The sequence below is a fragment of the Microbacterium helvum genome (assembly GCF_014779795.1).
Taxonomy (GTDB): Bacteria; Actinomycetota; Actinomycetes; order Actinomycetales; family Microbacteriaceae; genus Microbacterium; species Microbacterium helvum.
This window is the reverse complement of the sequence record NZ_JACXZS010000001.1, coordinates 253,151-267,305: the sequence shown is the minus strand read 5'-3', so window position 1 is coordinate 267,305 and position 14,155 is coordinate 253,151. Positions and strand designations below refer to the sequence as shown.

At 71.9% G+C, this 14,155-nt stretch carries 14 protein-coding genes; 11 read left to right on the top strand and 3 right to left on the bottom strand.

Features of this window, described 5'->3' with window-relative positions; translation table 11 throughout:
• The first annotated feature begins 86 nt into the window (after nucleotides 1-86).
• Together IF188_RS01300 and IF188_RS01295 are read left to right on the top strand one after the other, a co-directional pair.
• Nucleotides 87-1,001, top strand: a complete 915-nt coding sequence (locus IF188_RS01300) for a 1,4-dihydroxy-2-naphthoyl-CoA synthase (RefSeq protein ID WP_191169970.1) — start codon at nucleotides 87-89, stop codon at nucleotides 999-1,001.
• A 13-nt stretch (nucleotides 1,002-1,014) separates the two neighbouring features.
• A complete protein-coding gene (locus tag IF188_RS01295; protein WP_191169969.1) occupies nucleotides 1,015-2,169 on the top strand; it encodes an AMP-binding protein in 1,155 nt (384 codons plus the stop codon).
• Nucleotides 2,170-2,393: 224 nt separating this feature from the next.
• Here IF188_RS01295 and IF188_RS01290 read toward each other — a convergent pair whose 3' ends face one another.
• Nucleotides 2,394-2,777 carry a VOC family protein gene (locus IF188_RS01290; RefSeq protein ID WP_191169968.1) on the bottom strand — a complete coding sequence of 128 codons (384 nt, stop codon included), beginning with the start codon at nucleotides 2,775-2,777 and terminating at the stop codon, nucleotides 2,394-2,396.
• 211 nt (nucleotides 2,778-2,988) lie between these two features.
• Here IF188_RS01290 and IF188_RS01285 point away from each other — a divergent pair, with 211 nt between their 5' ends.
• Complete coding sequence (locus tag IF188_RS01285; RefSeq protein WP_191169967.1) at nucleotides 2,989-3,972, top strand: 1,4-dihydroxy-2-naphthoate polyprenyltransferase; 984 nt, start codon at nucleotides 2,989-2,991, stop codon at nucleotides 3,970-3,972.
• A 219-nt stretch (nucleotides 3,973-4,191) separates the two neighbouring features.
• Here IF188_RS01285 and IF188_RS01280 read toward each other — a convergent pair whose 3' ends face one another.
• Complete coding sequence (locus IF188_RS01280) at nucleotides 4,192-4,488, bottom strand: DUF4229 domain-containing protein (protein WP_191169966.1); 297 nt, start codon at nucleotides 4,486-4,488, stop codon at nucleotides 4,192-4,194.
• A 75-nt stretch (nucleotides 4,489-4,563) separates the two neighbouring features.
• Between IF188_RS01280 and IF188_RS01275 the strand changes: the two genes are divergently transcribed.
• From IF188_RS01275 to IF188_RS01265, 3 genes are all read left to right on the top strand, one after another.
• Complete coding sequence (locus tag IF188_RS01275; RefSeq protein WP_191169965.1) at nucleotides 4,564-5,046, top strand: PLDc N-terminal domain-containing protein; 483 nt, start codon at nucleotides 4,564-4,566, stop codon at nucleotides 5,044-5,046.
• Nucleotide 5,047: 1 nt separating this feature from the next.
• Entirely contained in the window at nucleotides 5,048-6,865 is a 1,818-nt protein-coding gene (gene menD / locus IF188_RS01270) for a 2-succinyl-5-enolpyruvyl-6-hydroxy-3-cyclohexene-1-carboxylic-acid synthase (protein WP_191169964.1), read from the top strand.
• Between the two features lie 129 nt (nucleotides 6,866-6,994).
• A complete protein-coding gene (locus IF188_RS01265; RefSeq protein ID WP_191169963.1) occupies nucleotides 6,995-7,858 on the top strand; it encodes a polyphosphate kinase 2 family protein in 864 nt (287 codons plus the stop codon).
• Nucleotides 7,859-7,878: 20 nt separating this feature from the next.
• Here IF188_RS01265 and IF188_RS01260 read toward each other — a convergent pair whose 3' ends face one another.
• Nucleotides 7,879-9,114: an ankyrin repeat domain-containing protein gene (locus IF188_RS01260; protein WP_191169962.1), complete on the bottom strand. Its 1,236-nt coding sequence runs from the start codon at nucleotides 9,112-9,114 to the stop codon at nucleotides 7,879-7,881.
• A 152-nt stretch (nucleotides 9,115-9,266) separates the two neighbouring features.
• On the opposite strand from IF188_RS01260, the gene IF188_RS01255 reads away from it, so the two are divergent.
• The 5 genes from IF188_RS01255 (at nucleotide 9,267) to IF188_RS01235 (ending at nucleotide 14,137) form a co-directional block, all read left to right on the top strand.
• On the top strand, nucleotides 9,267-9,620 hold the full coding sequence (locus tag IF188_RS01255; RefSeq protein WP_191169961.1) for a PadR family transcriptional regulator: 354 nt from the start codon (nucleotides 9,267-9,269) through the stop codon (nucleotides 9,618-9,620).
• Entirely contained in the window at nucleotides 9,617-10,531 is a 915-nt protein-coding gene (locus tag IF188_RS01250; RefSeq protein WP_191169960.1) for a permease prefix domain 1-containing protein, read from the top strand. The genes IF188_RS01255 and IF188_RS01250 overlap by 4 nt, the downstream gene beginning before the upstream one ends.
• A 65-nt stretch (nucleotides 10,532-10,596) precedes the next feature.
• A complete protein-coding gene (locus IF188_RS01245; protein ID WP_191169959.1) occupies nucleotides 10,597-11,646 on the top strand; it encodes an ABC transporter ATP-binding protein in 1,050 nt (349 codons plus the stop codon).
• Nucleotides 11,643-12,458: an ABC transporter permease gene (locus IF188_RS01240; protein ID WP_191169958.1), complete on the top strand. Its 816-nt coding sequence runs from the start codon at nucleotides 11,643-11,645 to the stop codon at nucleotides 12,456-12,458. Before IF188_RS01245 ends, IF188_RS01240 begins: the two co-directional genes overlap by 4 nt.
• Nucleotides 12,459-12,481: 23 nt before the next feature.
• Entirely contained in the window at nucleotides 12,482-14,137 is a 1,656-nt protein-coding gene (locus tag IF188_RS01235; RefSeq protein WP_191169957.1) for a DUF885 domain-containing protein, read from the top strand.
• Nucleotides 14,138-14,155 lie beyond the last annotated feature (18 nt).

The following is a 14,155-nucleotide window of genomic DNA, read 5'->3' as shown; positions in this document are numbered from 1 at the left end:
GATCAAGGGTAGTCGGCGGTATCCACTGTCCGGTTCCGCATGACGCCCGTATGACGTGCGCCGTCGGCCCGCCGTAGGCTGGGGCGGTGAGCGTTTCGGAACTGTTCGACGAAGATCTGTGGATGCCGGCGGCCGGTGCTCCCGACGGCGGCTACACCGACATCACGTCCCATGTTTCGAGCGACGGCCGCATCGCACGCATCGCGTTCGACCGGCCCGAGGTGCGCAACGCGTTCCGGCCGCATACCGTCGACGAGCTCTACCGTGCGCTCGACATCGCACGACAGGACCCCCGCATCGGCGTCGTGCTGCTCACCGGCAACGGCCCCAGTCCCAAGGACGGCGGCTGGGCGTTCTGCTCGGGCGGCGACCAGCGCATCCGCGGCCGCGACGGGTACAAGTACTCGGACTCCGAGGCGTCGCCCGGCGCCGACGCCCAGGCCCGCGCCGGGCGCCTGCACATCCTCGAGGTGCAGCGGCTCATCCGGTTCATGCCGAAGGTCGTGATCGCCGTGATCCCGGGCTGGGCTGCCGGCGGCGGGCACTCGCTGCACGTCGTGTGCGACCTGTCGATCGCCTCGGCCGAGCACGGCCGCTTCAAGCAGACCGACGCCGATGTGGGCTCGTTCGACGCCGGCTACGGCTCCGCCTACTTCGCGCGGCAGATCGGGCAGAAGTTCGCGCGTGAGGTGTTCTTCCTCGCCGAGGAGTACTCGGCGCACCGCGCGTACGAGATGGGCGCCGTCAACCGGGTCGTGCCGCACGCCTCGCTGGAGGCGGAGGCGGTGGCGATGGCCCGGACGATCCTCACGAAGTCGCCGACCGCGATCCGCATGCTGAAGTTCGCCTTCAACGCGGTGGACGACGGCATGGTCGGGCAGCAGGTGTTCGCGGGCGAGGCGACCCGGTTGGCGTACGGCACCGACGAGGCGGTCGAGGGGCGGGACTCGTTCCTCGAGAAGCGCGATCCCGACTGGTCGCCCTACCCCTGGCACTATTGACCGGGAAGGTGCGATGAAGCTCGAACCCGTCGTCGGCGACGACCCGCGTGAGATCCTGCGGGCGCTCCGCGGCGCACTGCACGGCGCCGGCCCCGCGCTGGGCCTCGGCATGGTCGACGGGTTCCCGCCGGAGGTGCGGCCGGGCACGGCGGTCGTGGTCACCACCTCGGGCTCGACGGGCGTGCCCAAGAGCGTGGTGCTCAGCCGTGACGCGCTCACAGCGAGCGCGCTGTCGACGGCCGACCGCATCGGCGACGGCGCGTGGCTGCTGGCCCTGCCGGCGAGCTACGTCGCGGGACTCCAGGTGCTCGTCCGCTCGCTGGTCGCCGACCGCGAGCCCGCGATCCTCTCGGGCGCGTTCACCCCGCAGAGCTTCACCGCGGCGGCGCTCACGATGGCGTCGTCCGTGGGCGGCGAACGTGTGCCGACGTACACCTCTCTGGTACCGGCGCAGCTGTCGAAGCTCCTCGATGCCGCGGACCACGACGCGCGGACCCTCGCCGCACTGCGTTCGTTCGAGCGCATCCTCATCGGGGGTCAGGCGTTGCCCGCTGCGACATTCGAACGCGCAGAGGCGGCGGGAGTCCGCATCGCCCGGACGTACGGGTCCACCGAGACCAGCGGCGGATGTGTGTACGACGGGGTGCCGCTGCGGGGCGTCCAGGTGCGCATCGAGCGCGGGGAGGTCCAGGTGTCGGGGCCGACGCTCGCCGACGGCTACCTGGGGGACCGCGAGCTCACCGACGCGGTCTTCCTCCGCGAGCCCGACGGTCGCAGGTGGTACCGCACGGGCGATGCCGGCCTGTTCGAGGACGGCGTGCTGCGCATCCGTGGCCGCATCGACAACGTGATCGTCTCAGGCGGGGTCAACATCTCGCTGGACCGGGTCGAGCGCATCGTGCGGTCGGTGCCCGGCCTCGACACCGCCGTCGTCGTGGGTGTTCCGGACGAGCGCTGGGGTGAGGCATCCGTCATCGTCGCGTCGCGCGGCGAGGCGCTGCGCCGGAGCGAGGCCGTGCAGCTCGACGAGGCGCGGGCGGCGGTGCAGGCCGAGATCGGACCGCACGCGCGGCCCGCTCGCCTGGTGCTGGTGGACGAGCTCGCGACCCTGCCTTCGGGCAAGCCCGACCGCGAGGCCATCCGCCGCGCGGTCGCCGCCCTGCACTGACGCGCCCCGGTCGCGCGTGCGAGGCGCCGCCCGCCGGCGCGAGACGCCGCACGCTGACTCGCGTCCGGGCCCGCGCTTCGCTGAGATGCCGCAGTGCGTCACGAGACGCCGCAAAGCCGACACCATCGTGCGGCGGCTCGTGCATCTCTGCGGCGTCTCACCCATCGCCGACACCGCAGTGCGCCCGTCAGCGCTCAGCGCACGCGGCCCGTGTCCCTCGGGGCTCAGGGCTGCGGGTACGGGCCTGTCTGCACCACGCAGAACCGGTTGCCCTCGGTGTCTTCGAGCACGACCCAGTCCGCGCCCTCGGGGTAATGGTCCCAGTCGACCTCGCGGGCGCCGAGCGCGAGCAGGCGCTCGATCTCGGCCGCCTGATCCTCGGCATAGAGGTCGAGGTGGATGCGGGGCGGATAGTGCTGCGGATAGCCCGTGACCGACAAGGCGAGGCTGGCGCCCGGCGCCGCCCAGTGCGCCTTGCCCGGCGGGTCGAGGATCACCCAGTCCTCGCTCGGCTCACTCCTGTTGACGTACCCGAGAGCCTCTCGCCAGAAGTCGCCGGCGCGGCCGATGTCTTCGACGGTCAGGACGATGGATCCGATGCTCAGCATGCCGACCATCCTGCGACGCGCGCCGCCTGGCCGGCCAGGGGGTTGACGCTCGCAGGGGGCGGAGCGGCGGCGCTCCTCAATTGAGGAGGATTGCCGGGCTGAGGGCCGACACACCGCCCCACAGTCCGCATCCCGGCCCACGTCCTCAATCGAGGAACGAGAGGAGTGGATGCCGCGGCTGACACAAACCGGAGCCCTATGATGTGCTCTCGTGGCAGGAACCCCGAGCAAGAAGCGCAAGACCGCGGGCCCGAAGAAGCAGCACCCGCGCGGCAACCCGCAGAAGTCGCACGTCTCGCGCGACCCCGCGCACGTCGAGAAGGCGACGGCGCGCGACTGGATCGGCGCTGCGCGCCTGCGCACGCTGCCGCTCGCGATCACCCCGATCCTGATCGGCACGGGTGCCGCGATCATCGTGGCGGACGTGTTCCACTGGGTGATCGCGCTGTTCTGCCTCATCGTGTCGGTGTCGCTGCAGATCGGCGTCAACTACGCGAACGACTACAGCGACGGCATCCGCGGCACCGACGACTTCCGGGTCGGCCCGTCGCGGCTGACCGCCAGCCGCCGCGCCAAGCCGCGCACGGTGCTGATCGTCGCGCTGGCGTTCTTCGCGATCGCGGCGCTGGCGGGGCTCGCCATCACGATCCGCACGCAGCAGTGGTGGCTCATCGCCGTCGGCGCGGTGTGCATCATCGCGGCCTGGTTCTACACCGGCGGCAAGCGCCCCTACGGGTACTACGGCCTCGGCGAGCTCTTCGTCTTCGTGTTCTTCGGCCTGGTCGCAACCCTCGGCACCACGTGGGTGCAGGCGCTCGCCCTGCCCCAGGAGGCCTGGTTCGGCGCGGTCGGCGCGGGCCTCATCGCGTGCGCCGTGCTGCTCGCGAACAACCTGCGCGACATCGACCAGGACCGCAAGGCCGGCAAGAAGACCCTCACGGTGCTGATCGGCCGCCGTGCGACGCAGGTGCTGTTCACGGTGTTCCTCGTGATCGCGTTCCTCATCGCGGTGTTCCTCGCCTGGATCGGCTACCCGATCGCGTGGCTGACCCTCCTCGCACTGCTCGCGGGCCTTCCGGCGATGCTCATCGTCTGGACCTACCGCGATCCTCGCGAGCTCGTCGTCGCCCTCGGCCTCACGTCGCTGACGTCCGTCGCCTACGGCGCCTTCCTCATGTGGGCCTTCATCGGCTGACACCTGCGTGATCGGGATGCCGGGCGCCCGGCATCCCGTCGTCGCACCGTTCGCACGCCGCTCACGGCGCTCCGAATATCGGAGTTCTGCGCGTTTTCCGGAGCTCGCGGGCGCCAAGACTCCGGAAACGGCGCGATCGTCCGATATTCGGAGTCGCGAAGAAGGCGCGAGTGGATGCCGGGCCCGGTATCCACTCGCCCCGAAGACCCGTCCGGGGCCTCAGGCCTTGGGAGCCTCGGGAGAGTCGGTGCCGGCGGCGTCGGCGGCCGCGTCCTCAGCCTCTTCGTCGCTCGCCGCCGCGCGAGACTTGGCGCGGCGGTCGGCGAGGCCGGTCGTGACGTCGTCGAGCGGCTTGCGCAGGAACAGCATCGACAGGCTCAGCCCGATGAGGGCCGCGAAGATCGCCGAGAGCCAGTAGTACTCGCGCATGATCGGGAACAGCATCATGATGCCGAAAGGCACGAGGAACGCCAGCAGTCGCAGAACCGAGTAGACGATGGCGGAGCGTGCTTTCACCCGTCCATCCTACGTTTGCGTCACGGAGCGGCCCTCCGGCGCCCGTGATCGGCCGCGCCAGCCTAGGATGGAGCCATGGCTCGTGGGCTGCTCATTCTGGCCCTGGTGGCGACAGTGTTCTGGGTCTTCACCATCGTCGACTGTGCCATCCAGCCTCCGATCCGTCACCGCGGTGTGAGCAAGCCCGTCTGGGTGCTCATCGTCGTGCTGCTGCCTGTGCTGGGCGGCATCCTGTGGCTGGCGGTGGGTCGCGCTCGCGGCTCGGTCGCGGTGCTGCGTCGTGCTCCTGACGACGACCCCGAGTTCCTCGGCACGCTGGGCCCCATCAGCGACCAGGATGAGCGCATCCGTCGCCTGGAGGAAGAGCTCGCGGCGCTGGACTCCGAGGACGACGACCCGAAGTGGAACCGTCCGGCCCGGCCGGCGGCATCCGAGGATCCCGCAGCCGGTGCCACCCCTGGTGCCGCCGCGACGGGCGGCACTCCGCCGGCGACGCCGCCTGCCCGCCCCGCCGACGGCGACGACGACGCCCGTGGTCAGCGCGGAGCCATCGGCTGACGTGACCGACCCGCACAGCGCCGAGCGCGCGAGAAGAGCCGCGCCCGCGACCGATGCGGCGGCGGCGCTGCTGGGCCGCCTCGTCGAGCTCGGCGTGCGCCACGTCGTGGTGAGTCCCGGGTCGCGCTCGCAGGCCCTCGCTCTGGTCGCCGCGGAGTTCGAACGTCGCGGCGCGATCGGCCTGCATGTGCGGCTCGATGAGCGCGTCGCCGGCTTCACCGCGCTCGGCATCGGACGGGAGTCGGGGATGCCGGCGGCCGTGGTGTGCACGTCCGGCACGGCGGTCGCCAACCTGCTGCCGGCCGCGCTCGAGGCCCATCACGCGGGAGTGCCTCTGCTGCTGCTGACCGCGGACCGTCCGCCCGAGCTGCGGGGCGTCGGCGCCAACCAGACCACTCGCCAGCCGGGGATGTTCGCCCCCACCGTGCGATTCGAGGCCGACCTGCCCGTGCCCGAGGCGGTCGACCCGGACGGCGCGCACGAGCAGAGCGCGATGCTGCGCTCGGTGGCGGAGGCGGCCTTCGCGGCGGCTCTCGGCGAGGGAACCTGGTCGCCCGGGCCCGTGCACCTGAACCTGCCGTACCGCGAGCCGCTGGCCGGCTCCCTGCCGTCGTGGCTCGGGGTTCCGGCGGCCGAGCTGTACACGGCGCCCGACCCCGACGGGCCGCCGGCCGACGCCGAGCCCGAGGACGAGCCGTCCGGAGCCCTGTACCAGGGCGGGGGAGGGATCGGCGAGTCCGACGTCCCGACCGAGCCCGAGGACGCACCGTTCGTGCTCGAACGCGGCCCGTGCACCGTCGTGCTCGCGGGCGCCGACGCCGGCCCCGACGCAGAGGAGCTGGCGCACGCCGGCGGGTGGCCGCTCATCGCCGAGATCGTCAGCGGCGCGCGCTTCGGCAGGCAGCTCGTCCACGGCTACCGCACCCTGCTGCGCGAGCCCGGCCTGGGCGGCCGGATCGAGCGGGTCATCGTGCTGGGACACCCGACGCTCAGCCGCGAGGCCGCACGGCTGCTGACCGCCCCCGACGTCGAGGTGATCGCGGTGCGGGGTCCGGGCGAGCCGCTCAACCTCAACGGTGCCACGATCGCCGTCGACCGCATCGCCGTCGCCACCGGCGACCCCGACCGCGCCTGGCTCGGCGAATGGATGCTGGCCTCCCGTGCCGCGGCCGTCGACCTCACGCCGCCGGCGCCCGACGCCGACGGCCTGTCGTCGGCCGAACCCGCCGAACGGCTCGGGGCGATCGCCGCCGAGCTGCAGGTGATCCGCGCGCCGCTGGATCGTGTCGCACTGGTGGATGCGGTGTGGCGCGCGACGTGGCCGCACGACCGGCTCGTGTTCGGGTCGTCGCGGCTCGTGCGCGTGGCCGACGAGGTGCTGCCCGGCAAGAAGGTGCCGGTGCACTCCAACCGCGGCCTGGCGGGGATCGACGGCACCATCGCCACCGCGACCGGCATCGCCCTGGCGAGCCAGTCCGGCGCCGGGGCAGGCGTCACCCGCGTGCTGCTCGGCGACCTGGCGGTGCTGCATGATGTCGGCGCGCTGCTGCTGCCGCCGCACGAGGATGAGCCCCGCCTCCAGCTCATCGTGGGGAACGACGGCGGCGGCACGATCTTCGACGGGCTCGAGGTGGCCGCCGTTGCGGGTGCCGAGGCGATGGACCGCGTGCTCTACACGCCGCACACGGTGCGGCTGGAGCAGCTCGCTCTCGCCTACGGGTGGGAGTACCGTCGCGTCACGACCCGATCCGCGCTCGACCAGGCGCTCACGTCGCCCGTGGGCGGCCGCCAGCTCATCGAGGTTCCGCTCGAGCGCTGAGCGCCGGCATCCACCACCTCCTGGCGAAGGGCTGCACTTCGCTGTCGAGGCGCCACAGATCTGGTGCGCCGCAACACCGAACTGGAGCCGTTGCGCGTGCAGCATCCCGAAGCACGCCATGATGGGCGCATGATCGCCTTGAGTCAGAAGCACTGGAGCGGCGACGTCGCCGAGCTCCTGCGCGTCGGTGGAGGATTCGTCCTCGCCGACGTCGACCCCCGTTCCACCCCCGGATACGAGCACGACAAGCACGCGGCCGCCGAGGACCTGAAATCCGGCGCCGCGCAGCTCGACGAGTATCAGGAGCGCCTGTTCGCGCAGAGCCGCGTCGACGCGACGGATGCCTCGGTGCTGCTGGTGCTGCAGGCCATGGACTCCGCGGGCAAGGGCGGCATCATCCGACACGTCGTCGGGTCGACCGACCCGCAGGGCATCGCGCTCGCCGCCTTCAAGAAGCCGACGCCCGAAGAGCTGGAGCACGACTTCCTGTGGCGCATCGAGAAGCGCCTGCCCGAGCCGGGGCTCATCGGCGTGTTCGATCGCTCGCACTACGAGGACGTGCTGATCGGGCGGGTGCGCTCGCTCGCGCCGGCCGAAGAGATCGAGCGCCGCTACGGGGCGATCAACGAGTTCGAGAAGCGCGTGTCGGAGTCGGGGACGCGCATCGTCAAGGTCATGCTGCACATCTCGCCGGACGAGCAGAAGGAGCGGCTCATGGAGCGGCTCGACCGCGCCGACAAGCACTGGAAGTACAACCCCGGCGACGTCGACGAGCGCGAGCTGTGGCCGTCGTACATGGCCGCGTACCAGACGGTGTTCGAGCGCACCTCGACCGATCACGCGCCGTGGTACGTGGTGCCCGCCGACCGCAAGTGGTACGCGCGCCTGGCGGTGCAGCACCTGCTGCTGGAGGCGCTGGAGTCCATCGACCCGCACTGGCCCGCGGCGACGTTCGACGTCGCCGCCGAGAAGGCGCGGCTCGCGGCGAGCTGACCGGTTTCGCCGTCAGCCCGTCAGTCGGGCAGCAGGGTGGCCAGCTCGGGGAAGCCGCGGCGCTCGGCCTCTTCGCGCGCCGTCAGGCCGGCGGCGTCACGGATGCCGGGGTCTGCGCCCGCGGCGAGCAGCAGTCGCACGATCTCCTGCTGGTCCGCCCCGCCGTCGCCGAAGACGACTGCCTCCAAGAGGGCGGTCCAGCCGTTGAGGTTGACGCGGTCGAGGTCGACGCCCGGTACCTGGACGACGCGACGGATGTACTCGACGTGTCCGCGCTCGGCGGCGGGATGGGCCGGCGTGCCGCCGCGGCGATTGGGGATCGACAGGTCGGGCTGCCCGGGCAGGAGCGCCTCGAGCATCGCGACGCTGCCGGTGACACCGGTCATGACCCACGGGGTGTCCTGACGGTAGTCGAACGCGTCGGGATCGGCGCCCATCGCGACCAGCAGCTGCGCGACCGAGACGTGGTCCTCCATCACCGCGTGCATGAGGGGCGTGCGCTGCAACTCGGCGTCGCGCACCTCCAGGTCGGCGCCGGCGCGGAGCGCGAGGGCCGCGGCATCCGCGTCTCCGCTCTGCGCGGCGGCGAGCAGGGCCTCATCGGGATCGGCCGGCGCGGCCGATGACAGCGCGGTGGTGAGCGTCTGCACCGCCGTCGGGAACTCGCGCTCCCCAGCCATCTGCAGCGGTGTGAGGCCCTCGGAGCCCGACGGCCGGTCGAGTTCGACCCCGCCGGCGACCAGCGCCCGCACCGTCGTGTGATACTCCAGCGTGTCGTCGCCCAGCCAGATCGACTCGTGGATCGCCTGGTAGCCGATGCGGTTGACGTGGTCGCGGTCGATCCCCGCCTGCAGCAGCGCGCCCACGACGTAGCCGTGCCCGCGCTCGGCCGCCCGGATGAGCCCGGTGCCGTTCCAGCTGTCCTTGTCGTCGATGCTCGCGCCGTGGTCGAGCGTGAGGCGCAGCAGGTCGAGGTAGCCCTCGCTCGTCGCGATGAGGTACGCCGACTGCTGCGTGCGGTCCTGGGCGTCGACATCGGCGCCTGCGGCGATGAGCTCGGCCGCCCGGGGGACGTCGTTCGCCCAGGCGGCGTCGATCAGGTCGTCATCGAGCGGCGCGAGCTCGGGCTCGGGCGCCGGAGAACTCGCGCCGCCGGACGGGGCGGGACCGCCGGCATCCGGATTCTGCGCCGTGCACGCTGCCAACGCGACGGTGAGGCCGGCGGCGATGGCGAGCAGGAGCGGGGAGCGGCGCATGACGGTCCTTCGAGTCGGGAGTCCTTCGATTCTGCGCGGCGTGCGTGCCCGCCGCATCGCCGGGTCGGCTCGACGTCGATAGCCGATCGGATGATATCGGTCTGGCAAAGTACTTGATACCGACGAGTACTTGATGTGATACAGTACTTGACATGACACAAGACGACGCGTTCGCGGCCGACCTGCTGCGCGGGCACACCGACACGATCGTGCTCGGCGTGCTGCGGCGCGGCGACGCGTACGGCTTCGAGATCTACAAGGCGATCCGCGACGCGACCGGCGGCGACTACGAGATCAAAGAGGCGACGCTGTACGCCACCTACCGCCGCCTCGAGAAGGACGGACTGGTCGAGTCCTACTGGGGCGACGAGTCCCAGGGCGGCCGCCGCAAGTACTACCGGATCACCGACGCCGGCCGTGCGGTCTTCCGCGGCAACGTCGCGGCGTGGACCGCGACGCGCCGCATCATCGACGAACTGCTCGACGTGAAAGAGAGCCAGAAGTGAACACCGACATCCATCGCCTTCTCGACGAGGCCTTTCACGGCGTCGACATGACGCCCGACGCCCAGGATCTGAAAGAAGAGGTCCGTGCCAATCTGATGGCCCGCGCCGACGAGCTCGAGGCGGCCGGCGTCGCGCCGGGCGACGCCGCGCAGCAGGCGATCGCCGAGCTCGGCGACGTCCGTGCGCTTCTCGAAGAGACGGCAGACGATCGAGTGGGGGATGCCGCATCCCGCCGCCCCACCGACCCGTATGTCGCGCTCATGCAACGCCATCGCGTGCGCCCGAAGCCCGGCTTCGTGGTGCGGGCCGTGGTGTGGTCGATCGCGGCGGTCGTCGGGATCACGCTGGCGATCCTCGGCGCGAGCGGCGTCCTCCCGCTCCCGCTCGGCACCCAGATCGGGCTGTTCGGCATGGCGTCGACGGGCCTCGCACTCCTCGTCGGCGACTCGCTCTCGCAAGAGACCACCACGAACCACCCGATGCCGCAGAACCGGGCGGCCGGGTACTTCCTCGCGACGCTGCTCGGCGCCTTCGGTCTGGGCTTCGTCGCCCTCGTCGCATTCGGGTCGATGCCGATGTGGGGCATCGTGTTCGCGGCGCTGGGCGTGATCGCATCCATCATCCTGTTCTCGTTCCTCGGCGCGACGCAGACCAACCGCCACAAGGCCTGGACTCGTCAGCTCGCCGCGGCCACCCCGCCCAACCGGTTCGAGCGCGAGCCCGACACCGCCGCACGATTCGGCGTCTACACCGCCGCCATCTGGCTCGTCACCTTCGCCGTCATCGCGGTGCTGGTGTTCACGGTCGGCTGGTGGTGGGCGCCGGTCGCCTTCGTGGGTGGATTCGCGCTCATGATGCTGCTCCTGGCTCGGATGCTGTTCGCGCCCGAGAAATCCGACAACAAGTCCTGACCCGAGGGGCCGCGCATCGGCCCCTCGGCGCATACTCACCCATTCGAAGGAAGGGATGCTTCGCCATGCCTGAAAACTCTGCTGAAGCCAGCGCCATCGTCGCCCGCGAGCTCGTGAAGGTCTACCCGGGCCGCGGCCGCCGGCCCGCCGTGCGGGCGCTGGACGGCCTCGGGTTCGAGGTCCCCGCGGGCCGCGTGTTCGGCCTTCTCGGCCCCAACGGCGCCGGAAAGTCCACCACCACCAAGATCCTCACGACGCTGTCGCGTCCCACGAGCGGCAGTGCGACGGTCGCGGGCCACGACGTCGCCGCGGACCCTGCAGCCGTCCGCGCCTCGATCGGCTTCGTGTCGCAGGGCGCGAGCACCGATCCGCTCCTCACCGCCCGCGAGAACCTCGAGATCGCCGCGCGCCTGCGCGGGGTGAGCGCGGGGGACGCCCGTAGCCGCGCGAACCGGCTGCTCGACGAGTTCGGGCTGGCCGAGGCATCCACTCGTCCCGTCGGATCGTTCTCGGGCGGCATGCGGCGCCGGCTCGATGTCGCGGCGGCGCTCGTGCACCGGCCGCGTGTACTGTTCCTCGACGAGCCGACCACCGGGCTCGACCCCGAGGCGCGCGCCGCGATGTGGGCCGAGATCCGCCGGCTGTCGGGCGAGGAGCCCTCAGCCCAGGAAGGAAGAGAGCCGCTCACCGTCGTGCTGACCACGCACTACATGGAAGAGGCCGACCGCCTCGCCGACGAGCTGCTGCTGGTCAACAAGGGCCGCGCGGTCGTGCAGGGCACGCCCGACGAGCTCAAGGCCGCGCTGCACGGCGACTCGCTGCGCGTCTCGCTCGTCGAGCCCGACCCCGCGGCCGTCCGCGCCGCGATAGGCCGCGTGCCGGGCCTGCGCGATGTCGTCATCGAGGCGTCCGGCGTCGACGGCGTCCTCGCCGCCCGCACCGACGACGCCTCTGCGGCCGTCGGCGCCGTCATCGGGGCGCTGGATGCCGCCGGCATCCGCTTCGGCCAGGTCGCGGCATCCCACCCCACCCTCGACGACGTGTACCTGCACTTCGTCGGTCACACCTTCGGCGACGCGACCGCGGACGCAGCTCCGGACGGAGTCGCAGCATGACCTCTCTCGCTCTCACCCCCGGTATCGCCGCGCCGTCGCGCGCCGGCTGGTTCACCCAGACCGGGCAGGTGCTGCGCCGGTGGCTCATCGCCACCGTGCGCCAGGTGTGGGGGCCGGTGATGTCGCTCATCCAGCCGGTCATCTGGATCGTGCTGTTCGGACAGGTGTTCCACTCGCTGGGCGCGCTGCCGCAGTTCGGCGGCGAGGGGTACATCGACTACCTCGTGCCCGGCATCCTCATGATGACGGTGCTGTACTCGGGCGCGTGGGCCGGCACCGGCTACATCGACGACATCAACTCCGGCGTCATGGACCAGTACCTGACCTCGCCGGTGTCGCGGTCGGCCATCATCACGGGGCAGCTCGTGCAGCAGCTCATCATCAACCTCGCGCAGTCGCTCGTGGTGCTGGGCATCGGCTGGCTGGCCGGCGCCCGCTACCCGGGCGGCATCGGCGGGATGCTCGTGGCGCTCGCGGTGGCGACCCTGCTCGCGACGATCTTCTGCTGCGCGTCGACGGCGGTCGCGCTCACCGCGCGCAGTCAGATCGCGCTCATCAGCCTGTCGCAGCTCATCGTGCTGCCGGCGACGTTCCTGTCGACGACGATGATGCCCGCGGATCTCATGCCGCAGTGGGTGCAGGACGTCTCGCGCTGGAACCCGATGACGTGGGCCGTCGAGCTCGGCCGCGGGGGCCTCTCCGGCACGTACCCCGACAACGGCTGGTGGCAGACCGCGGGCCTGGTGGTGCTCGCGGCGCTCGCGTTCTTCTGGGCGGTGCGCTCGATCCGCGCCTACCAGCGCTCAGTGTGAGTGAGCGACTCTAGGGTGGACCGGTGAGCTCTGACCCGGTCCGTGACATCGCGGACGCCTACGTCCGCGAACTCGCCGCCCACGAGCCCGACGCCGCCCTGGCGCTCGGGCTCGTCGCGCGTGCGCTGCCCGATCTGTCGCCCGAATGGCTCGTCGCCAAGTACGAGCTGCAGGGAGCGGTCCTCGCGGAGCTCGACGCGGCCGGTGCGGGCGACGAGGTGCTGCGCGCCGCGCTCCGCGAGCGCCTCGAGAGCGAGCGGCTGCTGTTCGACACGGGGTTCACGCCCCGCCTGGTCGCCGGGCTCGCGACACCCGTGCACCTCGTGCGGTATGCGCTCGAAGGCACGGTCCTGACGAGCGATGCCGCGGGCATGGCCGTGCTGGCGAAGCTGCAGGCCGCGCCGAACGCCGTGCGCGAGTACAGCCGCGCGCTGCGGTGGGCGCGCGACCACGGCGGTCGCTTCACCGGCGGCGGCGTCGTCCCCGTGCGCCAGCTCGACACCCTGGCCGCGCAGGTCGCGATGTGGATCGACGCGGACTGGTTCGGCCGACTGCCGGTCGCGGACGATGTGGATGCCGCCACCCGCGCCCGCGCGAGGGCCGCGGCCGACGAGACCGCGGTCGCGCTCGCCGAGCTGGTCGCCGTCCTGCGCGACGAGCTTCGACCCGTCGCACCCGTCGTCGACGGCGTCGGCGAGGCCGTGTACGCGGACCTCGCCGCCGGCATGCTGGGCGCCCGCATCGACCTCGACGACACCTATGCGTACGGCTGGGCAGAGCTCGAGCGCCTCGTCGGCGAGGCCCGCGACCTCGCCCGAGAGCTCGGCGGCTCGGGAGAAGAACCCGTGCGGGCGGCGGCATCCCTTCTCGACGCCGATCCGCGCTACCGGCTGGACGGCGTCGCGGCCATCGAGGCATGGCTCACGCAGCGCGTGGACGAGACGATCGACGCCGTCGCGGCCGCCTTCGATCTGCCCGCAGCCGTGCGCGCCGTCGAATGCCTGGTCTCGGAGGCGGCGACGGGGGTGGTGTACTACACGCCGGGAGCACCCGACGGGTCGACGCCGGGCAAGGTGGTGTGGACGATCCCGAGCGGCGTTCCCGTCGCGGCGAGCTGGCAAGAGGTCACGAGCGTGCACCACGAGGGCGTGCCGGGGCATCACCTGCAGTTCGCGCTCACCGCCTCGTACCCGCAGCTGCACCCGTGGCAGCGGCACCTGTGCCACATCCACGGCTACGCCGAGGGGTGGGCGCACTACGCCGAACAGCTGGCCGACGAGCTCGGCCTGATCCGCGACCCGGCGGAACGGCTCGGGCTGATCCTCGGCCAGATCTGGCGGTCGGTGCGCATCGTCGCCGACATCGGGCTGCACACCGGGCGCCCTGTCCCACCGAACGCGCTGGTTCCTGCGGGGGAGTGGACCCCCGAGCTCGCCCGCGACCTGCTGGTCGACCTGGCGCTCGTCGAGCCCGCGCTCGCCGGCTTCGAGGTCGACCGCTACCTCGGCTGGCCGGGCCAGGCGCTCGCCTTCAAGGTCGGCGCCCGCCTGTGGAACGACGCCCGCGCGGAGCACCGCGAGCGGCTCGGCGAGGCGTTCTCGCTGCGCGAGTTCCATCGCGACGCGCTCGCTCTCGGCCCGATGGGCCTCGAGCCGCTGCGCGCCCTGCTCGCCCGCTGACGGGACGGATGCCGGGCG

What these genes read in the sequence shown, in the direction of transcription:
- IF188_RS01295 (WP_191169969.1), top strand. Translation starts at nt 1,015, where the DNA reads ATGAAGCTCGAACCCGTCGTCGGCGACGACCCGCGTGAGATCCTGCGG.
- IF188_RS01290 (WP_191169968.1), bottom strand. Translation starts at nt 2,777, where the DNA reads ATGCTGAGCATCGGATCCATCGTCCTGACCGTCGAAGACATCGGCCGC.
- IF188_RS01275 (WP_191169965.1), top strand. Translation starts at nt 4,564, where the DNA reads ATGGCTCGTGGGCTGCTCATTCTGGCCCTGGTGGCGACAGTGTTCTGG.
- IF188_RS01265 (WP_191169963.1), top strand. Translation starts at nt 6,995, where the DNA reads ATGATCGCCTTGAGTCAGAAGCACTGGAGCGGCGACGTCGCCGAGCTC.
- IF188_RS01260 (WP_191169962.1), bottom strand. Translation starts at nt 9,114, where the DNA reads ATGCGCCGCTCCCCGCTCCTGCTCGCCATCGCCGCCGGCCTCACCGTC.
- IF188_RS01255 (WP_191169961.1), top strand. Translation starts at nt 9,267, where the DNA reads ATGACACAAGACGACGCGTTCGCGGCCGACCTGCTGCGCGGGCACACC.
- IF188_RS01245 (WP_191169959.1), top strand. Translation starts at nt 10,597, where the DNA reads ATGCCTGAAAACTCTGCTGAAGCCAGCGCCATCGTCGCCCGCGAGCTC.
- IF188_RS01240 (WP_191169958.1), top strand. Translation starts at nt 11,643, where the DNA reads ATGACCTCTCTCGCTCTCACCCCCGGTATCGCCGCGCCGTCGCGCGCC.